The sequence below is a fragment of the Vibrio sp. 10N.261.51.A3 genome, assembly GCF_041471965.1.
Classification (GTDB): Bacteria; Pseudomonadota; Gammaproteobacteria; order Enterobacterales; family Vibrionaceae; genus Vibrio; species Vibrio crassostreae_C.
Window position 1 is genome coordinate 58,148 of sequence record NZ_JBFRPK010000012.1, and the last position, 22,115, is coordinate 80,262.

General features: G+C 44.5%; 16 protein-coding genes and 2 pseudogenes. 9 read left to right on the forward strand and 9 right to left on the reverse strand.

The window, feature by feature from the left end; translation table 11 throughout:
• Positions 1-319: 319 nt before the first annotated feature.
• From AB4371_RS03925 to gcvP, 3 genes are all read left to right on the forward strand, one after another.
• On the forward strand, positions 320-1,612 hold the full coding sequence (locus tag AB4371_RS03925) for a serine hydroxymethyltransferase (protein ID WP_017064653.1): 1,293 nt from the start codon (positions 320-322) through the stop codon (positions 1,610-1,612).
• Between the two features lie 51 nt (positions 1,613-1,663).
• Positions 1,664-2,044 (forward strand): glycine cleavage system protein GcvH, encoded by a 381-nt coding sequence (gene gcvH, locus AB4371_RS03930; RefSeq protein WP_004730871.1) that lies wholly within the window; start codon positions 1,664-1,666, stop codon positions 2,042-2,044.
• A gap of 89 nt (positions 2,045-2,133) precedes the next feature.
• Positions 2,134-5,013, forward strand: a complete 2,880-nt coding sequence (gene gcvP, locus AB4371_RS03935; protein WP_016768711.1) for an aminomethyl-transferring glycine dehydrogenase — start codon at positions 2,134-2,136, stop codon at positions 5,011-5,013.
• 344 nt (positions 5,014-5,357) lie between these two features.
• On the opposite strand, the gene AB4371_RS03940 is transcribed toward gcvP, so the two are convergent.
• Entirely contained in the window at positions 5,358-6,176 is an 819-nt protein-coding gene (locus AB4371_RS03940) for a DUF2971 domain-containing protein (RefSeq protein ID WP_372149036.1), read from the reverse strand.
• Positions 6,177-6,583: 407 nt separating this feature from the next.
• On the opposite strand from AB4371_RS03940, the gene AB4371_RS03945 reads away from it, so the two are divergent.
• The gene (locus AB4371_RS03945; RefSeq protein WP_136982775.1) at positions 6,584-7,966 is read left to right on the forward strand and encodes an MATE family efflux transporter; all 1,383 of its coding nucleotides are present in this window, start codon (positions 6,584-6,586) and stop codon (positions 7,964-7,966) included.
• Between the two features lie 95 nt (positions 7,967-8,061).
• Here the strand turns inward: AB4371_RS03945 and AB4371_RS03950 are convergent, their stop codons facing one another.
• From AB4371_RS03950 to AB4371_RS03975, 6 genes and pseudogenes are all read right to left on the reverse strand, one after another.
• On the reverse strand, positions 8,062-8,604 hold the full coding sequence (locus tag AB4371_RS03950) for an MSHA biogenesis protein MshA (protein WP_372149057.1): 543 nt from the start codon (positions 8,602-8,604) through the stop codon (positions 8,062-8,064).
• Positions 8,605-9,041: 437 nt separating this feature from the next.
• Positions 9,042-9,896, reverse strand: a pseudogene (locus tag AB4371_RS03955) (DUF1254 domain-containing protein); the annotation flags it as partial.
• Positions 9,897-10,122: 226 nt separating this feature from the next.
• On the reverse strand, positions 10,123-10,986 hold the full coding sequence (locus AB4371_RS03960) for a delta-class carbonic anhydrase (protein ID WP_372149037.1): 864 nt from the start codon (positions 10,984-10,986) through the stop codon (positions 10,123-10,125).
• A 357-nt stretch (positions 10,987-11,343) separates the two neighbouring features.
• The gene (locus tag AB4371_RS03965) at positions 11,344-11,805 is read right to left on the reverse strand and encodes a hypothetical protein (RefSeq protein WP_372149039.1); all 462 of its coding nucleotides are present in this window, start codon (positions 11,803-11,805) and stop codon (positions 11,344-11,346) included.
• A 226-nt stretch (positions 11,806-12,031) separates the two neighbouring features.
• Positions 12,032-12,832 carry a hypothetical protein gene (locus AB4371_RS03970; protein WP_065583740.1) on the reverse strand — a complete coding sequence of 267 codons (801 nt, stop codon included), beginning with the start codon at positions 12,830-12,832 and terminating at the stop codon, positions 12,032-12,034.
• 209 nt (positions 12,833-13,041) lie between these two features.
• Positions 13,042-13,671 (reverse strand): annotated as a pseudogene (locus AB4371_RS03975) (D-serine ammonia-lyase); the annotation flags it as partial.
• Between the two features lie 133 nt (positions 13,672-13,804).
• Here AB4371_RS03975 and AB4371_RS03980 point away from each other — a divergent pair.
• On the forward strand, positions 13,805-14,998 hold the full coding sequence (locus AB4371_RS03980) for a CynX/NimT family MFS transporter (protein WP_372149042.1): 1,194 nt from the start codon (positions 13,805-13,807) through the stop codon (positions 14,996-14,998).
• 30 nt (positions 14,999-15,028) lie between these two features.
• On the opposite strand, the gene AB4371_RS03985 is transcribed toward AB4371_RS03980, so the two are convergent.
• Both AB4371_RS03985 and AB4371_RS03990 read right to left on the reverse strand, forming a co-directional pair.
• A complete protein-coding gene (locus tag AB4371_RS03985; RefSeq protein WP_102331900.1) occupies positions 15,029-15,826 on the reverse strand; it encodes a helix-turn-helix transcriptional regulator in 798 nt (265 codons plus the stop codon).
• 58 nt (positions 15,827-15,884) lie between these two features.
• Positions 15,885-16,418 (reverse strand): YbhB/YbcL family Raf kinase inhibitor-like protein, encoded by a 534-nt coding sequence (locus tag AB4371_RS03990; RefSeq protein WP_372149045.1) that lies wholly within the window; start codon positions 16,416-16,418, stop codon positions 15,885-15,887.
• Between the two features lie 243 nt (positions 16,419-16,661).
• Between AB4371_RS03990 and AB4371_RS03995 the strand changes: the two genes are divergently transcribed.
• From AB4371_RS03995 to AB4371_RS04010, 4 genes are all read left to right on the forward strand, one after another.
• Positions 16,662-18,071: a DUF3404 domain-containing protein gene (locus tag AB4371_RS03995; protein WP_372149047.1), complete on the forward strand. Its 1,410-nt coding sequence runs from the start codon at positions 16,662-16,664 to the stop codon at positions 18,069-18,071.
• Positions 18,049-18,696 carry a response regulator transcription factor gene (locus AB4371_RS04000; protein WP_372129231.1) on the forward strand — a complete coding sequence of 216 codons (648 nt, stop codon included), beginning with the start codon at positions 18,049-18,051 and terminating at the stop codon, positions 18,694-18,696. Before AB4371_RS03995 ends, AB4371_RS04000 begins: the two co-directional genes overlap by 23 nt.
• Positions 18,696-19,508 (forward strand): DUF2861 family protein, encoded by an 813-nt coding sequence (locus AB4371_RS04005; RefSeq protein WP_372129233.1) that lies wholly within the window; start codon positions 18,696-18,698, stop codon positions 19,506-19,508. The genes AB4371_RS04000 and AB4371_RS04005 overlap by 1 nt, the downstream gene beginning before the upstream one ends.
• 103 nt (positions 19,509-19,611) lie before the next feature.
• On the forward strand, positions 19,612-22,047 hold the full coding sequence (locus AB4371_RS04010) for a glycoside hydrolase (protein ID WP_372149050.1): 2,436 nt from the start codon (positions 19,612-19,614) through the stop codon (positions 22,045-22,047).
• The last annotated feature ends 68 nt before the right edge of the window (positions 22,048-22,115 follow it).

Sequence of the window (22,115 nt, forward strand, 5' to 3'; positions counted from 1 at the left end):
TTCCTATTGGAAATTTTTGTTGAAAATTGATTTTATCGGAGCTATGTTATCGACTTGTTAGATGAAGAGATGCTACTTCAGCTTGCAGCAAATGATAGATTTAACATTTGTAAGAGCTGTTTTTTACCCGAACTTTTTGGGAAACAATTCGTGCTGCATTGCCCCTACAACGATCGCTTAGACGCTGTAAGAGTATATTTATAACGCAATTCACGTTTAACTATACCTATATAGCGCAAACGATACCGATGCAGAAATCAACGTAAGACCTAATGGACTATAAAAACAATCACCATTAGCTTAATGAAAGGTCTCGACAATGAACGCTTACCAAAACCATAGCTTAGACAGTTTTTTCTCTACGAACCTATCTGCGACTGACGACGCAGTATTTGCTGGAATCCAAGCAGAGAACACTCGTCAAAACGAACAAATCGAACTTATTGCTTCTGAGAACATCGTTTCTAAAGCAGTAATGCAAGCTCAAGGCACTTGCCTAACCAACAAATACGCAGAAGGCTACCCAGGTCGTCGTTACTACGGTGGTTGTGAGCACGTAGATACAGTAGAAGCTATCGCAATCGAACGCGCTAAGCAGCTGTTCAAATGTGAATACGTAAACGTACAGCCTCACTCTGGCGCTCAAGCGAACGGCGCAGTTAAACTTGCCCTACTTCAACCTGGCGACACTATCCTAGGTATGTCTCTAGACGCTGGTGGTCACCTTACACACGGTGCGCGCCCTGCAATGTCTGGTAAGTGGTTCAACGCAGTTCAATATGGCGTAGACCGCGACACACTTGAAATCGATTACGAAGCGGTTCGCGCTTTAGCAATTGAAAGCCAACCTAAAATGATTATTGCTGGTGGTAGTGCTATCCCACGCGTTATTGATTTCGCTAAGTTCCGAGAAATCGCTGACGAAGTTGGCGCTATCCTTATGGTAGATATGGCACACATCGCGGGTCTTATCGCGACAGGTGCTCACCCTAGCCCACTACCACACGCACACGTTGTGACTACAACAACGCACAAAACACTTCGTGGCCCACGCGGCGGCATGATTCTGACTAACCACGAAGACATCAACAAAAAAATCAACTCTGCAGTGTTCCCTGGCCTTCAAGGTGGCCCATTAATGCACGTTATCGCGGCTAAAGCAGTGGCGTTTGGCGAGGCACTTGGCCCAGAATTTAATACTTATATTGATTCAGTGATCGACAACGCAAAAGTTCTTGCTGAAGTGTTGCAAACTCGCGGTTGTGACATTGTGACTGGCGGAACAGACACGCACCTAATGCTGGTTGACCTTCGTCCTAAGGGCTTGAAAGGTAACGTAACTGAAGAAGCATTAGAGCGTGCAGGGATCACATGTAACAAAAATGGCATACCATTCGACTCAGAGAAGCCTATGATTACCTCTGGCATTCGTTTAGGTACGCCAGCTGGAACCAGTCGTGGTTTTGGCACTGAAGAATTCAAACTTATCGGTGAATGGATCGGCGATGTTCTTGACGGCTTAGTTGAAAGCCCTGAAGGCAACGCTGAAGTTGAGCAACGTGTTCGCAAGCAAGTTAAAGAGCTTTGCAAACGCTTCCCTCTTTACCGTTAAACCGTTTTTAAGATTTAAATTAAAACCTCATAAATTTTTGGAGAATAAGCAATGGACAATACACTAAAGTTTGCAGACAGCCACGAGTGGGTAAAAGACAACGGTGACGGTACTGTGACTATCGGTATTTCTGAGCACGCTCAAGAAATGCTAGGTGACGTTGTGTTTGTTGACCTGCCTGACACTGGAGACGAAATAGAAGCTGGTGAAAGCTTCTCTCTCGTTGAATCAGTGAAAGCAGCTTCTGATATCTACGCACCAATCTCTGGCGAAATCGTAGAAATCAACGAAGAATTAGAAGATAGCCCTGAGTTAATTAACGAAGAATCTTATGAAGGTGGCTGGATTGTTAAAGTGAAGATGTCTGATGCGTCTGAACTAAACAACCTTAAAGATGCGGAAGAATACCTAAGCTCTATCGAAGAAGATTAATAGGTAACCTCATTACGATAAAGCTGCTCTTGTGAGCAGCTTAATTTTAGGGGCTAGCTCACGGCTCCAGAGAGAAAGTAGAACATATCATGACTGAATTACTTCAAAGCCAATTACTGAAAGACCTGGGTACTCAAAACGAGTTTGTTGCTCGTCATAACGGCCCTAATAAAGCAGACCAGCAAAAAATGCTTGAAGCGATCAACGCGACTAGCTTAGACGCACTGATCGATGAAACGGTTCCTGCACAAATCCGTCTTGAAAAACCAATGACACTTGCTGCGCCACTGAGCGAAATGGACATGCTGACCTCTCTTAAGGAGATCGCGAACCTAAACCAAGTAAAACGTACTTTCATTGGCCAAGGCTACTACAACACATTCACTCCAAACGTTATTCTGCGTAACGTTTTAGAGAACCCAGGCTGGTACACAGCTTACACACCATACCAACCAGAGATTTCTCAAGGTCGTCTTGAAGCTCTACTAAATTACCAACAAATGGTAATGGATCTAACAGGTATGGAAATCGCGAACGCATCCCTTCTTGATGAAGCGACAGCGGCTGGCGAAGCAATGACACTGTGTAAGCGTGCTGGCAAAAGCAAGAGCAAAGTATTCTTCGTTGCTGACGATGTTCACCCTCAAACACTAGAAGTTGTTAAAACTCGTGCTGAGTACATCGGTTTTGAAGTAATGGTTGGCGCTCTTGAAACACTTCCTGAGCAAGACGTATTTGGTGCGCTTCTTCAATACCCTAGTACAACGGGTGAAGTTCGCGACTTAACAGACATCATTGCGAAAGCTCAAGCTAACAAAACACTGGTAACAGTTGCTACTGACCTACTTGCTTCAGCTCTACTCAAGCCAGCTGGCGAAATGGGCGCAGACGTAGTCATCGGTTCAGCGCAACGTTTCGGCGTTCCTATGGGTTACGGCGGTCCACACGCTGCATTCATGGGTACTCGTGAAAAGCATAAGCGTACAATGCCAGGTCGTGTAATCGGTGTATCTATCGATACTCACGGTAACCAAGCACTACGTATGGCAATGCAAACTCGTGAGCAACACATCCGCCGCGAGAAAGCGACATCGAACATCTGTACAGCTCAAGCACTTCTAGCAAACATGGCGTCTTTCTACGCGGTTTACCACGGTGCAGAAGGCCTACGCACTATTGCTCGTCGTACACACCACATGACAGCTATCCTAGCGGCTGGCCTGACTAAAGCGGGTTACGAGCTAACAAACAACAGCTTCTTCGATACCATCACGATCAACTCTGAAGAGAAGACAGATGCACTGTATGCGAAAGCACAAGCAGCAGACATCAACCTTCGCCTTCTCAAGGGTAAAATCGGTATCAGCTTAGATGAAACTACAACGATCGACGACGTGAACTCACTGTTTGCAATCTTCGACGTGAAAGAAGACGTTCAAGCACTATCTTCTGACATTGCATCAAACGAGTTTGCAGCAATTCCAGAAAACTGCCGTCGTGAATCAGAATTCCTAACTCACCCAGTATTCAATACGCACCACAGCGAAACGCAAATGATGCGTTACCTAAAACAGCTTGAGAACAAAGACTTCTCACTAACGCACGGCATGATCCCACTGGGAAGCTGTACGATGAAGCTGAACGCTGCTGCTGAGATGATTCCAGTAACATGGCCTGAGTTTGGTTCAATTCACCCATTCGCACCTCTAGAGCAAGCTGCTGGTTACACGGCACTAGCAAAAGATCTTAAAGAGAAGCTATGTGAAATCACTGGTTACGACGATTTCTCACTACAGCCTAACTCTGGTGCATCTGGCGAATACGCAGGTCTAATCGCAATTCAACGTTACCATGCAAGCCGCGGTGAAGCTCACCGTAACGTTTGTCTGATTCCAAGCTCTGCGCACGGTACTAACCCTGCTACAGCATCAATGGTTTCAATGAAGGTAGTGGTTGTTAAGTGTGATGAAGATGGCAACATCGACATGACAGACCTAGCAGCGAAAATCGAGAAGCACAAAGAAAACCTATCAAGCATCATGATCACTTACCCTTCTACGCACGGCGTATACGAAGAGCAAGTGAAAGAAGTGTGTGAACAAGTTCACGCAGCGGGTGGTCAGGTTTACCTAGACGGCGCGAACATGAACGCTCAAGTAGGTCTAACTTCACCTGGCTTCATCGGTTCAGACGTATCTCACTTGAACCTACACAAAACATTCTGTATTCCACACGGTGGTGGCGGTCCGGGTATGGGTCCTATCGGTGTTAAATCGCACCTAGCACCTTTCCTACCGGGTCACATCGAAAACGGTGTCCAAGGTTCTGACTACGCGGTATCAGCAGCAGATTTAGGTAGTGCTTCAATTCTACCTATCTCTTGGGCTTACATCGCGATGATGGGCGAACCAGGCCTAACAGACGCAACTAAAGTAGCGATTCTGAACGCGAACTACGTGATGGAAAAACTACGTCCTCACTACCCTGTTCTTTACCGTGGTACTAACGGCCGCGTAGCGCACGAATGTATTATCGATATTCGTCCACTTAAAGAAGACACAGGCATCAGCGAAGAAGATATTGCTAAGCGTCTAATGGACTTCGGTTTCCACGCGCCTACGATGTCTTTCCCAGTAGCTGGCACACTAATGGTAGAACCAACTGAATCAGAAGATTTAGAAGAGCTAGACCGTTTCTGTGAAGCGATGATCGCAATCCGTCACGAAATGGCAGCTGTGAAAGCGGGTGAATGGCCACTAGACAACAACCCTCTAGTGAACGCACCACACACACAAGTTGACCTTTCAGGCGCAGAATGGGATCGCCCTTACTCTCGCGAACTGGCTTGCTTCCCATCGAAAGCAACGAAGAACTCGAAGTACTGGCCTACAGTTAACCGTGTAGACAACGTATACGGCGACCGTAACCTAATCTGTTCTTGCCCAAGCATCGACAACTACGAAGACTAATTTTTGTAGATTTTAGATAAACAAAAGCGAACCACTTGGTTCGCTTTTTTGTTTTTCAGATTATATGACTAAGAAAGCATTGACCTTACCGTAAGGGAAAGGTTTAAGGTTGAGTGAAACCAACGATGAATTAGGAACTGATTATGGGATGTTGCAATAAAGCGCCAAAAGGTGGAGCCCCTCTTGGCTTGCTTCTAAAAGTAACGCTTGGGATTGGTCTTTTTGTTTTTCTACTGGCTTTGTGGCAGTAGAAGCTATACAGCGCCAGATTTAAGCTAAGAAGTAATAGTATACAGAAGATAGATAGCGCCAAGTTGATATTGGCTCTACAGTTGTTTGTTAGCTTACAACTCTACAGGCATAAGATCCCACGTTTGTGCGTCAGGCTCGCACTTGAATACCCTACAGCCAAATGACTTCAAGAAATCGAGATCATCCTTAACGCGTTGTTCATGTGCTCCCTCTTCGATGCGAGCAACATTGCGGTATACATTAGCTCCAAGGTAAATTTCTTTAATACCTGACTTTGGGACTTTATAACAAAACAAGGGTTGTCCTAGATAACTATTTCTAACCTTATTCCACCTGCCATCATTTGTCAGAAACTGATCTTCCTTAGTGTGATAGCCAAACTTAAAATCGGTAAGGCTTTTTATGACACGAACTTCTTCTTCATAACCCCACTCTAATGATTTATATAAAAATGCTTGCTTTAAATAGTTCTTAATCTCAGGACTGAAAACCGTCGAAGTTCGTAGTTCATCTAGATGCTTTTGAGATGGCACACCATTTAAGTCTTTATTTTTTGTACTGACATAAATTATCTCACCTAATTGAGCAGGGATTATAAATTCTTGGTTTGAAGTAAGCCCACATTCTTCAGCATCAATACCAATCACAACCCCTCTATGACTATCCCCATAGTGCGACCACATTAGAGAGTTGAGAGGGTTTCTAGTTAACGATGACACCGCATATTTTCGCGAAAAATGCCCTTTGAAAACTCGAACAGCATTACGTGGTGAAATACTACCTGTGGCAGAAAAACCAAAATTTGTCCCCTCAAACGGGTCATTAAGATCCTCTAACCCAGTGAAACCGAGCGAGAGATTCTTAAGCATGAGGACTGCGGAGTTAAAAGACATATATTTATAAAGCATCATACTATTACTACTCAGTTGATATTTTCAATTGTATACAGTTATTAGACCGAAACATTCCCCATTTAAATACAGAATGCTTCTATCTAGTTCTTTATGCCACCAATTGTACTAGCCTTTGTCTTTCCATAACAATCACTTATACCGTCACCTTAGTGATTAGCGTAGCAAATATTCAATTTAACTGCCTCGTATGATTCCCACTAAATCATGAGCTTACGCGCGTTATATCCGTGTTGTAACCATCACAACCTACCCTTACCTCGGAGCAAGTAAAACTCGATAAATCCAATGCTTGACCCTATACAGTAAGGTGTTTATATTGTCGCCCGCCCAACGGGGCACATCCTAAAATGCACACCGGCCATCCTGCCATCACTGGTGCATTTATATTGGTGTTTTGAACTTCCATGCTAACGAAACTTCGTCCTTTTACTCGTGAATCGGGTGCGCTTATGCATCTTTCGATTCCAATCATTTTGACTCAAATAGCTACCCAAGCGATGGGATTTGTCGATACGACAATGGCTGGCCAAGTAAGCCCTGCTGATCTTGCCGCTATTGCACTTGGCACCAGCCTTTGGATTCCTGTGTTGCTGCTACTGCGTGGCGTGATTATGGCGTTAACGCCTGTTGTCGCTTACCACCGCGGCGCACGTGACTTTCAAAGTATCTCTGTTGAATTCTTCCAGATGGTTTGGTTGGCATTAATTGCTAGCGTACTGCTTATCGCTTACTTGGTGAGTGCGAAACCGATCTTAGAATGGATTGGCGTAGCCGCTGAGATCATTCCAATTGGCAGTGACTATGCGTTTGCCCTAGCCTTTGGTGTACCGGGTATTGCCCTGTTCTACACCTTGAACGGCTTCTGTGAAGGTATGAACAACACCAAAGTACCAATGATCATTTCTGTGGTTGGTTTGTTGGTGAATATTCCGGTCAACTACGTGCTTATTTACGGTAAGTTCGGCTTCCCTGAAATGGGCGCTGTGGGTTGTGGCTGGGCGACAAGCTTAGTGTATTGGCTAATGTCGGGAATGCTCTATTCCTACATTAAAGGTCATCACCACTACAAAACCATCATCAGCTTTGCTGACGCTAAACCAAAAGCAAAAGAGATGCTTCACCTTCTTAGGTTAGGTTTACCTATCGGTATGAACATCGCGGTATGTGGCAGCATCTTTGCGGTAATCGCATTGATGATTGGCCGTATTGGTGCAGAGAACGTGGCAGCCGCACAAATTGCACTTAACATATCGAGCCTAACTTACGTGATTCCGATGAGTATCTCTTTTGGTATTACGATTCGTGTTGGGCACGCTTTGGGTGAAAAAGATGAACTTGGCGCGATTGAACGCAGTAAAGTCGGTATCTTGGTTGCAGCGTTGATTTCATTGCTTTCAGTAGCGATGTTCCTGCTGTTCCCTGAGTGGATCATTAGGCTTTACACAACCGACCCTACAATAAGCGCGACAGCAGCGGTATTGTTGACCTTTACGGCGATGTACCAATTCAGTGATGCTCTGCAAACCTCTGCAAATGGTGCTCTGCGTGGCTATAAAGATACCAAGATCCCGATGATCTTAGCTATCGCTTCATACTGGGGCTTAGCGTTACCACTGGGTATGGTGTTGGGCTTAACAGACCACATTGTTCCAGCAATGGGTGAAGAAGGCTTTTGGATTGGTATTCTAACGGGCTTGAGTGTGTCAGCCGCTCTGATGCTACTTCGCTTACGTTACGTGATTAAGAAGCGTGACTTGCCACCAGCAGATGCGGTAACAGCAAATTAAGATAAACCAATAAACTGATACAAAAAAGCGTGTTACTGCCATTGGCGATAACGCGCTTTTTATTCGAAGTCTTAAAATCAGTTACAGGGTTCGGTTTAACAATTGTTGTTTACAATACGAACTGTACACTCACATCCTTCATCAGGACATTGGCTGCCATTTGTTCGGCCAAAAGAGTCATAAAGAACAAAGCAACCTTGGCGCGTCTCTAGATCCGCATCCGTTATGTTCGTACTATCTAATTCAGCTTGGGTAAAGTCGTATTCATACCCGATCACAGTGTGTCGATTACCAAAATCAGAAGTTAAGCTGTCATCATCTGATAAGGTCATAAAATCGATCATCGTCAATTTGTCGCCCGACTCCCCTCGGCTTTCCGGACAAAGTGTGCCCCAGTCAACCTCAACACTACCGATACCAAAATCGATCACATAGTTGCTCTGATCACCTGGGTTTGTTGCGTCAGGATCAAGCCCTGCGATAATAGCTTTAGAGGTTACTTGTGTGATCACCCCTTCCATTGCACCCGCAACACCTTCAAGCACCGCTTCTCTCGCTGATTCTTGGATATTAAGAAACCTCGGCGCTGCCGTTACAGCAATAATACCGATTATCACGATCACAACGATTAGTTCCATTAACGTAAAGCCGTTTTTCTTCATAACACCCGCATCTTTTGATAACTTAAATATTCAATAACCCAATGAATTACCTATAACTATACACCTCAAATAGGACTCATAACACTCCACGGCTATCGCTTTTTATAACGCTGGTTGTGGTATTTGTTCCCTTTAGAGGCTGAAAAGATAACTGGAAGCGTTATCACATAAGGTGTCAGCGGGTTTAAATTCGATCAAATGCGTGGTGCAACTGAAAGTATCGATGGAAGAAGGTTTAATTGATTTATTTGAACTGAGGCTCGCTGCGTATAATCAAAGTTAGACCATTTTTGAGTCGCCCTTTGTGTTTCTACACTTAAGAAAGCAAGAAATGAAATAGAATCCATAAAAAAGCGCGTTATTGCCATTTGGTAACAACGCGCATCTATAATCGTTGTACGACTATCGCAACATTAGTTCACTGCTTTCACGTAAGGAAGCACTCGGAATCCATCACGTACTTTTTGGCTTGGAATGTAATGACGGAAAGCTAAGTTAAACACACCAGAATCGTTTTCTGTTTTGATGTTGTTTACTGCATCATCACCACAACCAAAGCTTACGGTGTAAGTGCCGTCTGCATTTTTCTCAGCCGTGTTTGAGCTTACGTTCGCCACTTCACCAAACATGAAACCTTGCTTGTTGTAGACCGTTACCGACCAAAACGCTTGGTTCTTAGGATCATCAAAGGTTGCCTGATGACAAGTGTCTGCTGGGAAGTTACCAGAGACTTCGTAAATATTGTCATCTAACTGCGCGCCACCCCAACCGATAGCCGCACCCACTGCGTACTTCTCTTTGGTAAACATCTCTTTTGAAGCATCTTCAGGGCTGGTAAACATACCAAACGTCGCCCGAGCACCATCGCGTTTCAGTAGTTTCGGCATTTCCATTTTAAGGTTTTTCTCTACCTCATCGAATGATTTCTCATCCACTTGCATTGCCATAAATTTGCCGTCTGCTTTTGCATCAATGCTCATCTGATCTTGGATTTTATGAACTTCATCTTTGGTGAACGTCGCATCAGTACGAACGATGACATACACGTGGTCTCCACTATGAGTAGAAAGATCAAACGTACCAGAACCGTATTGCATTGGCTGAATGCGGTGATCTTCAGTAATCACTTCCATCGACATGTACTTGCCTTCAGGGATCTCAGGTAACGTGACGGTCGCCCCCTTTGATACATTAATTGCTGCCATTGAGTAGTAGGTGTCTCGGTTCATTCGAACCACATCCTGTTCATCTGTTGGCGTTAGCTCGCGTTACGTTCCTCTCTTTGATTAAAACACTTAACGACACCAATAAGTTTAGATCCAGCCGAGAAAGCTGTTGTTCGATAGTCATCATAAGACATGCATCTGAGTAATATCACTCGTTAAATAATTGCACCATTGTGACTAACAAACAAGTCTCTGTTTAAACGATGGCATTTATATCCAACTAAAAAGGCGAACCCATCGCCTTAATCATTTTGTTCGCCAGAATCGTTTAGTCGTTACGAATGGGTGATAACAACTCAGGGTTAACCACCAAATTTCTCACACCGTGGGCGTGATCTTCGTTAAAGTCATTGCCTTCACACCAGCTACCTACTGTCGCGATATTTACTTTCGCGACTTGTGGTCTAACGCTCCATGTTACTTGGAAAGGTGAACCTTGCTCATTATAACCAGGACCCGTTGTAGAGCCTGCGTATTGGATCGCTGAGCCCGTATCTTGTGGGATGTTTGGTGCTTGGTGTAAGCCGTTCACTTTTGAATGTTTAGCGAGCGCTTCAAAGTCGGGTGCTTTGTCGTCATTCACTAATACGTAAACTTGGGTTTCTACACGCAGTTGCGGGTTGGTAATCGCATCGTTAAAACAAGCACCCAGTGTTTCACCCGGTTCAACTTGCGCCGTTGAATAAACATAGTGAACTTCAATGGTGTCACCCGAATGCAAAGAACCATGCTCGCTCGGACAAACCTCGCCCTCAAATGGTTTCAGCTCAGCAGAACTCAGCTTGCCTGTGTATTTAAAGCCACTCTGGAATCCCTTACCATCACCGTTACCAGCGTATTGAGTAAACTCGCCGCCTTTATGCTCAGCATTTTTATGGAAGTGAATATTACATAAGTTCATCGCTGTTGAATCAGGGGCATCCGAGAACAGCCTAGTATTTTTACCTTCTAATGAACCCAAATCTCGTGGAGCTTGCGGGCCAAAACCTTGCCCTTGGGTATTTTCAGAAAGCTTCGCTCTTTGTTCTGCGATAACACCATCTGATACAGACTCATGGTTCGCGTCTGATGCACTTGCATGAGCTGACAACATCACCAATGCGGCACTTAAAAACACACTCTTATTCTTCATTTTTCTTCCCTAGAATATTGATAACTAAACCCAAACCGACTTAACAGCAAACATCTTACTATGCTCATAAGTGAATATAAGGCTTGTCTTTGTAAGATTAGATTTCATTGCTTACTTTGGGATGAGTATTAGAACCCTTGATGCATATAACAAGTCAAACAGGGTAAATTCGGCGAGTCCCTTCCAGAACGAATAATTTCCTATTTACGTTAACCGTCGCCTGACTCAGCGCTCAGATAAGTGAGCACGATTCTTAGGAAGAACGGTGGCCAGATTTAGAAGATCAAAAAAGGCGAACCATCTGGCTCGCCTTCACGTTTCATTCTATCTATTAGGTTGTGGTTCTAAGTTAACGATTTAACCGTTACCGGTGGCAAATATCCCAAACGTCATGACGTTCAATGCATCTGTCACGCCCTCTAGTGATTTAATCACCGTCTTAGTCGGTTTATTATGACGAATAAAATAGCTTCCGATGCCTTTTTCACCGCCACTCTTAGCATCGCTTTCAGTTGTTTCTGTCGCTTCTATTTGAGAAGGCTCCACTGATTCTGGCTCTGCATTGGCGTGAGCTATCGTGTCTTTATTTGAATAAAGGTTAGTGAGTGGTTGATGATCAACGATTGAATCATGGGAAGAATCAACGCTGGTCTCAGCGTTTGTATCCTTTGAAGTCTCGAGATTACTCTCTCCCTCTATACTTTTCGACATAGCGTCTTCGTTGCTCAATGTCTCGTCGTCTAGCTGATGATTACTCGTTGAAGAACAGGCTGTTAAGAAGAACAGGCTAACGATGAATATGAGTAAGTTTCTCATCATAATGATAAAGCACGAATTAATAAAACATTGTTCGATTGTATTTTATTTGGCTGACGACATCCAGTGATAAGCGGAGTAAACACGAACAGTCACGGTCTTGAAGAGTAAACAAAAGCGTACGGGTTTAGTGCTTAAGAATAATAATTCGAGAGCTCAATTAGGTTGCCCGCCGCTTATCATCTGAAAGGTGGTGTCAGTTAGGCTTGGGGATTCACACGCTATAAGCTTAATCTTTACTGGAACACAGTTCAGAGATTCGGTCACACATGGCTTGGTTGACTGCGAAGTGGGTGTTGAGGAATGCTAGTTGGGCAAGTGCCGATTCAGCGGTGCGCTCGTAGCCTTGGGTAAAGGTTGGTAGCAATTGGGCAAACTTAGGGAAGCGTGCTTCTAGCCTTCTATCCGACATAAATTCATCAACGAATTCAGGCTCAGACTGTTCAGTTTGATCCACAAGATCGATCAAACGATCGAGTGCGTAAGATTGAACGAACCGACTGCCCGACAGCTTTTCGCCTCGGTTATAACGAGACATACCCACATAAAGATTGGTTAGAGCCTCACCAATGATCCAATCTTGGGAATTAGTGTCTGTCTCCCCTTTTATTGGTGAAACACAACACTGTGTATCAAATTCATGTTGCTGCCAAACAATACGCCCTTCAGCAAACGGAATGTGCGCTAACTCGTGGGGTTCAAACACTGCAAACTCACAAAAGATTCCGTCAGCGTACAGAACTTTATAGCCATCGACGGTATTTCTCACTGCGTAGTCGATTGAGTGAATATCAGATAGCCAATGCAAACTGTCTAAGAAATACTGCTTGTGCCCTGTTTGCACTATTGCGAAAAAATCGACATCTGAATACTGATCAAGTCGTTCTGTTTCAATACCTACTGAGCCCAATCCCAGCAAAGCATGAGCCTTACCCGATGCTTCCAAAGACTCCCCAATCGCATCTAAACGCTGGAGTAATTTTTCTGGTGTGTTTATGTGTCTTGTCTGTATCACTTTGTCCGTCTGCATTGCTCAATCCCTATCAAGTTGAATGCCACTCAACCTAACTGATAGTTAGAACATCTAAGAAGCTTAATTTATAAAATGTGTGTTTTGGATAACGATCTGCGCAAGTTATTGTTTGAATTAAGGTGGGATTTAGAGGTGAGAAAGAGTGTGTACAAGCTATAAACAACACTCTTCTATCATGACTTATCTTTTTAGCAGCTCATATTTGCAACAACGTTGACGCCATGCTCACGAAGTTTGCTTTTCTTCCAAGATCTCGCGTCTGCCGACATATGAACAGAGACCGTAAAACCCAATTTGGCACTCATGATACCGATCGACATGCCTAGATTACCTGTGGAGCCTACCGCAATGCTGTATTGTTGGAAGAAGTCACGGAATTCAGGTTCGAGCAACTTACTGTAGTCATCGCTCTCACACAGTAACCCGGCTTCAATCGCAAGCTTCTCGGCATGCGCTAGTACTTCATAAATACCACCGCGAGCTTTGATTGAGCCTGAAATTGGCAAATGGCTGTCTTTTTTCATCATCAAACGCCCTTTTATAGGCTGCTGATAATGCGCTTCCAATGCTGATTTCATTGATGGAATGTCAATAAGCTCAGACTCGATGATGCCATTGGTCGCTTGAGTTTCAGGAAACGCCTTGGCTAGATAAGGCGCAAACCTTTGCAGCCTCATGCTCGCATCGTGAATATCTTTTTCGCCTAATCCCAAATAGGGTAAACCTTGCTCCAAAGTCGTGATGTTTGGGTTAAACCAAGTCATTTCTTCGAGTGCCATTAATTGTTGAAGTAGTGGGAAATCTGAGATGAGCTTGTCGATATTCAATACAGTCATGGGTGACCTTTTCTGGCTAAGCGCATACTGCGCTGGTTCAATCATTAGTAAACCTATTTAAACGGTATTTGTGTAATCATTCAATGATCTGTAGGCTAGCCTGTCTTCTCATAAGCAAACAGTAGAACAACCTATGAGCGCCTCTCTTCGTAATAGCATTTTCGTGATGTTAGGGATTCTATTCCTAGCACTTAACCTTCGTGGGCCTTTTACGAGCTTGGCTCCTGTGCTTTCTCAGGTTATGGAAGGCCTCAACCTTACGTCGTCGGCTGCTGGATTCTTAACAGCTTTGCCACTGTTAACTTTTGCCTTATTTTCACCATTAGTCACCAAGATATCTCAACGAATTGGTCTAGAACCTAGCCTGTTATTAGGCTTAGTTCTGATCACTACGGGTATTACACTGCGCTCTGCTGGGTTAACCCCAACCTTGTATATCGGCACGGTGATGATCGGGCTTGGTATCGCGATTGGTAATGTGTTGTTGCCTGTAGTAGTGAAAGTTAGCTTCCCGACACGCATCGCTACTGTGACTTCTCTGTACATCTTTACGATGGGCATCGGGTCGACATTAGGTTCAAGTTTGATGGTGCCGTTTTCAAATCTAACCTTATTTACGATAACGGGTTGGCAATTAGCACTGTTAATGAACCTAATATTCCCAATATTAGCTTTGATGATCTGGTTGCCTAAAATCAAAAAGCGCTCTTCTCCATCGACCAATAACAAGCATCAAGAAAAGCCGATTCCGATGAAGAAGATGATCAAGAGTGGCGTTGCATGGCAAGTGACACTAGCTCTTGGGCTTAACTCATTTACCTTCTATTCTTTGGCAGGCTGGCTTCCACAGATCTTGAACGACCTTGGCTACAGCGAAATCGATGCGGGTTATATCTACGGATTTCTACAATTTTCGACTATGGTTCCGGGATTGCTTTTACTGCCGTTCTTAGCCAAAAGTGACAATCAACAATGGCTCATCACTCTGTGTGCATCGAGTGTATTTGTTGGATTGATTGGCCTATTGTATTTGCCTGAGTTTGCGATTTTTTGGGTGGGACTGTTTGGATTAGCCAACTGCTCGACGTTTATTATCGCGCTCTCTTTTGTTGGCTTGCGAACATCGAATAGCAGCCAAGCCGCATCATTGTCGGGTATGGCTCAGGGAATCGGCTATGCGTTGGCAGCCACTGGTCCAACGCTGGTGGGTAAGCTTCACGCTCAGACAGATTCTTGGAGTGTGCCGATTCTGTTGATCGCATCTGTTGCCTTTGCGTGCACGATTTTCGCGGCATTGGCAGCACGTGATAAGAAAGTGAGCGTTTAGGCCAAACAGAATGATTATGGCGTCGCGACTTTATTTGCTCGCGACTCTATGGCTGACGACGGTTTTGATGTATTCACTTGGCGACAAACCAAACTTCCCTTTGAAGCGCTGACTAAAACGCCCTTCCGATTGGTAACCGCAAGACTGAGCCAACATCGCCACATTCTGTTGTCCGTTTTGCATCAGATAAAGCGCGTGACTTAACCGAACTTCAGCTAATACCTCTCGATATTGCATACCTTCCAGTTTGAGCTTCCGAATCAATGTCCCTCGGCTCATCGCAAAACGCTCCGCCACCGACTCTAATGGATGCTTCTCGTCTGGTGAATGTGAAAGATAATGGCTGAGCTTTTGGCTAAACGAGACGTTGGCACTGGTAAACAGCCGATGCAATACTCCTTTTTCGGCCAATTGCTGGTACAAGCCCTGCAACCAAAACTGCTGAGTCTCTTTGCTCATGCTCTGTGTATCAAACGAAAACAGCGCATTAAGTGAGTCTTGTAAGTTTCGCTCCGCTTTTACTGTAGGCAGTCCCAGATCATTCGACCGTTCCTCACTTAAATCAAGCATCGCCTGAGAAGGTTGGAATTGAAAGCTGAACACTCGCGACAAGAAGCGCCCTTTGTGGGGCATGTTCTCAAAACTTAGTGAAGCTGATGCCTCACACAATAACAGCTCAGAATGTGAGAGCTCTGCCGCTGAATCTTTCCAAAACAGGCGCTTACTGCCTGTAATGATCTGAATGATACTAGGGGATAGAATCCTCACATTACGCAGCTTCTGTAACTGCTCTGCACGAAAGATCGTCACTTGATATTGATGATTCATCTCATCCCCCTTATTTACTTATTATGTACGTGTATAAGCTTTTAACGTACATAAGCTATCAACGTGTATAAGTTGCGGTCAGTTTCGCTTTGTCTAAAGCCATACTGTTTAACGTGAATCCAACCACTGCCGACGGCGTGTTTTCGTCGAGGTTAAGTTTATCCGTTGGTAATGCCCAAACCGTGAACTGGTAACGGTGCATACCATCTTTTTCTGGAGGACATACGCCACCGTAGCCAACTGTACCGAAATCAATGCGACCTTCTTTGCCACCGACTTTAGAGATGTCGACACCGCGAGGTAGCTCGTTCACAGTTGCAGGGATATCAAACGCAACCCAATGCCAGAAGCCACTTTCAGTCGGTGCATCTGGATCATAAGCTGTGATTGCAAAGCTTTTGGTGCCTGCTGGTGCATCTTTCCACATCAATTGTGGTGATAGGTTCTCGCCGTCACAACCCCAACTTGAGTATTCAAAAGTCTTCGCCATTGGGTGACCTTCTTGAATATCGTTGCTGGTTAATTCGAACGCCTGAGCAGAGCCTGCGGCCAAAATACTGATTGCCAATACTGATTTGATGATGAGTTTCATAATGGTTCCTCTTATTAGGTATGAGCCCAGTATAGTCCCCTCAATCCGCCCAATAATGACAGTAAGTACACAATTATCTAGGGCGTTTCAAATAAATGATACTTACTGTATTTGTACTTTATTATTTAAAAGCATGACCCACTCGACAATTTGTTGTTAAAGGAACACTTGTTGACATTCAGGTTACAAATCGCGCCCAAAACTCTTTAGACTCGCCCCACGACTTTTAACGAGAATGATTGGATGCGCAGGTTTACATTAGCTCTTTGCTTGATCTTTTGGCTCCCAACTCTAGCCAATGCCCAAAGTTTGCAAGATAAGTGGCAAACCCTGTATCAACTGAGCTGGCAATCATCTCCAATCTTAGTATCTCAACAAGAGTTGGCTCAGTATCCGAAAGTTCTGCTCCATGAACGTAGCCGCTATCCTGATTTCAACCAATTCAGTTGGGACGACATCGCAGCGTTAGCGTCAATACAAGATCACTGCCAAGCAATTGAAAGCAGTAACCCTTCATTACATGACGCGATCGAGTTCGAGCTCGCTCTGTGTCAGCAACAAGCATTAGATTCGATTTGGTTTGCAGCACACTCCAAACGTCACCCTGCCGGTGGCAGCTTTGCTGATCGTTATTTGGCAGCTTACCCAGACGTAAGCGAGCAAATACGTCCATTTTTGAATATTACCAACCCACAGCACCCTTTATATACCAAGCTAGAGGCTCTCACTGCACAAGGCAGAGAAGCTCTGCTCAATGGATATCGCGCTTGGCAACAAGATGATGTACTTTGGTTAAGTGGCGAACAAGGCTGGAAAGCCATTCCCTTAGATGTTTGGCAACCTATCGCAGAACAACAAGAGATATCTTTGGCAGGTGATACCTGTACTTTTCGTTACAGCAACGTGTGCTTAAGCGAGCCTAGCAATGACAACCTGATCATGAAAACCTTGATATTTTCATTACTGTTAACGTTGCTTTCCGGCCTCGCTAGAGTCTTATACCTAAGAACAAAACAACGAAAAGAGAGGCAGTTCGTTTTACAGCTTCTTACTCATGAACTACGCACGCCCATTACTAGCCTAGGTCTAACCGTCGAGATGTTCAGAAATCGCTACGATGACTTTTCGGATGAAACTCAAAGTGCGGTTTGGCGTTTAATATCTGATTATCAAAGACTCTCTCAACTCACCGAAAACAGCAAAGTGTACCTAAGTTCTGATCAGTCAGAGCCTTTGTTAAAGCAAAATGCATCATTAGAAGAGTGGCTCGATCATGTCTGTGAAAAGCACAATATTTCTTATCAATGTGAAGCGCGTGAAGTTGAACTGAACCTTCCCTATTACTGGCTAACCATCTGCTTGGATAATCTAATCAAGAATGCCAAACAACATGGTAAAGGTGAGGTTTTGGTAAAGGTCGAACTCGGTGACAAGCTGACGATTGAGGTACAAGACGAGGGGCACTTCCCTTCACCGATACAACGGCTCATGTCTGGTGTCACGCCAAGTGAAACGCACGAACTGGATAACATGGGCATTGGCCTGACTATTGTCGAGCACTTGATGAAGCAAGCGAATGGCCGCCTCATTATTCTTCGTAACCCAACCCGATGTATTTTGGAAATTGCTTATGAACACCCTACTGCTGATTGAAGACGACCAACTGCTTGGACAAGGCCTCGTCAGCTTCTTTGAATCCAATGGTTACCAATGCCTTTGGGCGAAGGATTCAGAGAATGCCAGTAAGAAATGGTTTCGAGCCGATCTTGTGATACTGGATCGACAGCTTGAAGATGGGGACAGCTTGCAACACCTTCCAAACTGGTTGCTCCTCAAAGCGCTGCCTGTGATTGTGTTGACCGCTAAAGTAGAAGTTCAACAACGTGTTGAAGGTTTAATGGCGGGTGCCAAAGATTACGTGACTAAGCCATTTTCTAACGACGAATTACTTGCTCGAGTCATTACCCAGCTTCGTCCGTTAGGTGTGAGCCTCTTAAATTACGCAAATATCCAAATCAACTTATCGGAACGGAGCGCTTATCTGGATGAAAGCCCAGTAACACTAAAACCTAAAGAGTTTCAGCTATTGGTACTGTTTGTTCAGAACCAAAGTCGTGTGTTTCACCGAGATGAGTTACTCAACAAAATTTGGGGGTATCAGGCCTTTCCTAGTACCCGAACTATTGATAATCACATACTGCGCTTACGCCAGAAGCTGCCCACATTGAATATAGAAACACATCGCGGCGTTGGTTACCGCTTGGCTGGGGAGTCATAATGAAAGTCACTTCGTTAACTGCACTGCTCTGCACCTTGCCGTTCGCAAGTCATGCAGCATGGTTTACTGACACGCCATTACAGCACACCTACCAATCTCTGCTTGATGACCAGCCTCAAGTTGCGTGGCAAGAGCTGCAAATCGCACTCGATCAACAAACACTCGATAGTGAGCTTTGGCTGCCAGTCAAACAAGAGATATTAAGCCAGACTCAATGTGGAACCTCACTAAAACAAAGTGCTGAGCCGAAACACCACATTCAAGTCAGCTTCATTCGACGCTATGGCCTGTCGTCGCACGGTTATCAAATCAAAGTCTCTTCCGAACAGCTCAACAAAGGCTTAGAAACCCAAACTCTTTCTTTGGTATCGCCTAAAGGCAAAGTCCTTCTTGATGGACAACTCGCTTCCAATAATGAGTATCAAGAGATTGAAACCAATGAAATGTTCATCAAACCCGAATCTGGTGTTTATCAACTAAAGATAGGTTCAAATCACTACCCTATTATTGTCGCTTTAAATGACAGTAATCGATGGCTGACGCTCGAAAGTAAACTCAGCGAACCACATATCGTGCTCTCGCCTCCAAAGGTGATCGACAACTGCCCTGACGCTAATGTGAGTTGGCAATGGTTTGATGAAGACTACAACCTGCTGGGTTACAAAGTGCCAATCAAAACAACACAAGCACCCGTTCCCACAGAAAGTCCACTAGGAACCAAAGCCAAGCACTTAAGTGCTTCGGTTGAAATGTTTGAATACCAAGGCGCTATTGAAGTCCAATATGTGCAACGCGTCGCCGTGCCTTTCTAATGGAACATCACTAAAGCCAAACAAAAAATAGAGACATATAGGTGACAAAGCACTAGCGCTACTTAGGTGTAATAACCGTACTTACCCTTTACGGAATCTAAATATGCTCAGCGTTCGTCACCCACTCAATCTTTCTACTTGTGCCATTGTGGCTTTAACAACAGCTTGTCTGTTTTCATCCAATGCACAAGCGAGCCAAATAACGCTCACCAGTAATAGCAGCGTTAGCGACAGCAGTATTCGCGACAACGCTAACAGTGCTACCAACAATACCGTCTCTATATCATCGAATACTCTAGAGATAGATTGGAACGGCTTAAGCGTTAACAGCGCTGCTCTCACCGTTGATAGCCAACCACAGAAAGCGACCAATCTGGTCATTGGCTTTTCCGATAAAGCTGACTCAGCAAAAATCGCCACTTGGACCTTAGTACCCAGTGGAATAAACGTTAAGGCAGAGCTTAATCAAGACCAGCTCACTTTTCAGTTCAGCTTACCTTCAAATATACAGGTGAAACGAAACAAACCCATCGAATTGGCGTGGTTTGATCTTGCCGAACAACAAACTCAGACACTATTTCTTCCGTTTAGTGAAGGTATGCGCGTGCCTACTGACAACAAGCTTTGGGCAAGTTATCTCGTCGGTAACCATTCTGGAAGTAACACTACTCAAGACTTGAGGATGCCTTTTTGGACAGTACAGCAAAACAATCATTTCATTAGCTATCAAATGGTTAATGCAACCAACAATCAACTGCTCTTTTCAGATGCATCCTCTAATGCTTCCTCAAATACAAAAACCAAAATTGATATGAAGGCAGCACACCAATTTACGATGCTCAATCAGTCACAACCTTTTCTTGTTCGTATCACCCTCGGAGACTCGTGGTTAGATGGTGCCAAACAATACCGAGATTGGCGCATCAATAATGACCAGTCTGAAACGCTTGTAGCAAAGCAAAAGCGCAATCCAGATGTGACTAAGTTGATCGGCGCGAGCCACGTTTACCTATTCGGCAAAGACCCATTAAGCATCCAAGATGTGAGTGACTGGTGGGGATTGAAAGCTTGGTATCTAAAAGGCTCTAAACTCAACGTTTCCAAGGAAGCAAAAAGAGAGCTTTCATCACTCTCCAAGGGTAAAGATTGGTTCAGTCAGTACCACAAACAACTATTGTTGGACTCTATTAGCCAGTCATTGCAGGTGTTATATCCTGTTGGTAATCCGACACTCGAAGACAACACGATTAAAGCGCAATATAAAGCAGCACAGGATAAGAAGAACTGGTTGCTAGAGCACGCTTCCCCTTACCTAAACTCGTCAGAGACTTGGGGACAAGCGCTGTCTTCAGACATGGTCGCTAATCTAAATAAGGCAGGCTTAAACAAACTGTGGCTTGGATTCGACAATTGGACGCCAGCATTCTATCAACCTAACGCCGTGGCTATGGCAAAACAGTCCGGATATCTGGTCGGTACTTACGATTCCTACAACACAGCCATTCCTGCGAAGCTCAATGACAACTGGCTAACCGCTCAATTACCAGAGCCGATGCGTCAGAGTTGTGCCATTGAACTGGCAGATGGCAACCTAAAAAAAGGGTTTCGCGGTAACGGATTCTATCTAAATCCGAATTGCCATTTAGAATACGTAAAACAGCGTGCTCAAGACATTATGAGATTCGGCAACTTCAACAGCTTGTTCTTAGATGTTGATGCAACCGCCATGGCACGTGAAGATTACAGCGGCTCTATAGATAGTCATAGCAACAGTAATGGCAATGGCAATGGCAATGGCAATGGCAATGGCAATACAAACGAATCAGACATGCTTTCTGCCTTCAACAACCGAATGCAGTGGCTTAGCGAGCAACCATCGTTAGTATTAGGATCTGAAGACGGCAACAGCCTAACAACAAAAGGCATCGTGTTTGCACACGGCTTAGAAACGGTTGGTTTTGGTTGGACAGATAAAGACATGAAAGAGAACTGCCAGTCTCCCTATTACTTAGGCCGTTGGTACCCAGACCACAAGCCTGACTTCTTCTTTAAGCCGGCCGAGGTTAAAGAGCCCTATAAGTCGCTACTGTTTTCGCCACAATATCGAATTCCACTTTACCAAGCCGTTTTCCATGATGAAGTAATCAATACGCACCATTGGCATTCAGACAGCCTCAAGTTCACTAATGTACAAGCAGAACGTGACTTAACCGCCATGCTATACAACACACCACCGATGGTTCACTTGACCAGAGATGAAGCTTTATCAAGTTCAAGCCAGAGAATCAAAGCACTCAAACACTATCAAGATGGCTTTGAACCAATGCACGAACAGTTATGGGATAAACAGTTAGTCGATTCCGAATGGTTAGATAAGAGCGGCGATGTTCAACAAACTGAGTTCAGTGACGGGAGTAAGATCATTGCTAACTTTTCTAACAAGGCATTTCGTTACAACGGTGTCGATATTGCTGCCCTATCGGTCAAAGCTATATTGGCGAATGGGCAAGTCGTCGACTGGCAGCCCGATCATAGTTAGCTTCGATACGGTTTAGACAATAACGAATAATAGGAAGCCTAAGCACTTAACCGCTAAGGTTTTCCCCG

Excerpts from the sequence above, each read along its gene's own strand:
- AB4371_RS03925 (WP_017064653.1), top strand. The coding sequence starts at position 320 with ATGAACGCTTACCAAAACCATAGCTTAGACAGTTTTTTCTCTACGAAC.
- gcvH (WP_004730871.1), top strand. The coding sequence starts at position 1,664 with ATGGACAATACACTAAAGTTTGCAGACAGCCACGAGTGGGTAAAAGAC.
- gcvP (WP_016768711.1), top strand. The coding sequence starts at position 2,134 with ATGACTGAATTACTTCAAAGCCAATTACTGAAAGACCTGGGTACTCAA.
- AB4371_RS03940 (WP_372149036.1), bottom strand. The coding sequence starts at position 6,176 with ATGATGCTTTATAAATATATGTCTTTTAACTCCGCAGTCCTCATGCTT.
- AB4371_RS03945 (WP_136982775.1), top strand. The coding sequence starts at position 6,584 with ATGCTAACGAAACTTCGTCCTTTTACTCGTGAATCGGGTGCGCTTATG.
- AB4371_RS03950 (WP_372149057.1), bottom strand. The coding sequence starts at position 8,604 with ATGGAACTAATCGTTGTGATCGTGATAATCGGTATTATTGCTGTAACG.
- AB4371_RS03960 (WP_372149037.1), bottom strand. The coding sequence starts at position 10,986 with ATGAAGAATAAGAGTGTGTTTTTAAGTGCCGCATTGGTGATGTTGTCA.
- AB4371_RS03965 (WP_372149039.1), bottom strand. The coding sequence starts at position 11,805 with ATGATGAGAAACTTACTCATATTCATCGTTAGCCTGTTCTTCTTAACA.
- AB4371_RS03970 (WP_065583740.1), bottom strand. The coding sequence starts at position 12,832 with ATGCAGACGGACAAAGTGATACAGACAAGACACATAAACACACCAGAA.
- AB4371_RS03980 (WP_372149042.1), top strand. The coding sequence starts at position 13,805 with ATGAGCGCCTCTCTTCGTAATAGCATTTTCGTGATGTTAGGGATTCTA.
- AB4371_RS03985 (WP_102331900.1), bottom strand. The coding sequence starts at position 15,826 with ATGAATCATCAATATCAAGTGACGATCTTTCGTGCAGAGCAGTTACAG.
- AB4371_RS03990 (WP_372149045.1), bottom strand. The coding sequence starts at position 16,418 with ATGAAACTCATCATCAAATCAGTATTGGCAATCAGTATTTTGGCCGCA.
- AB4371_RS03995 (WP_372149047.1), top strand. The coding sequence starts at position 16,662 with ATGCGCAGGTTTACATTAGCTCTTTGCTTGATCTTTTGGCTCCCAACT.
- AB4371_RS04000 (WP_372129231.1), top strand. The coding sequence starts at position 18,049 with ATGAACACCCTACTGCTGATTGAAGACGACCAACTGCTTGGACAAGGC.
- AB4371_RS04005 (WP_372129233.1), top strand. The coding sequence starts at position 18,696 with ATGAAAGTCACTTCGTTAACTGCACTGCTCTGCACCTTGCCGTTCGCA.
- AB4371_RS04010 (WP_372149050.1), top strand. The coding sequence starts at position 19,612 with ATGCTCAGCGTTCGTCACCCACTCAATCTTTCTACTTGTGCCATTGTG.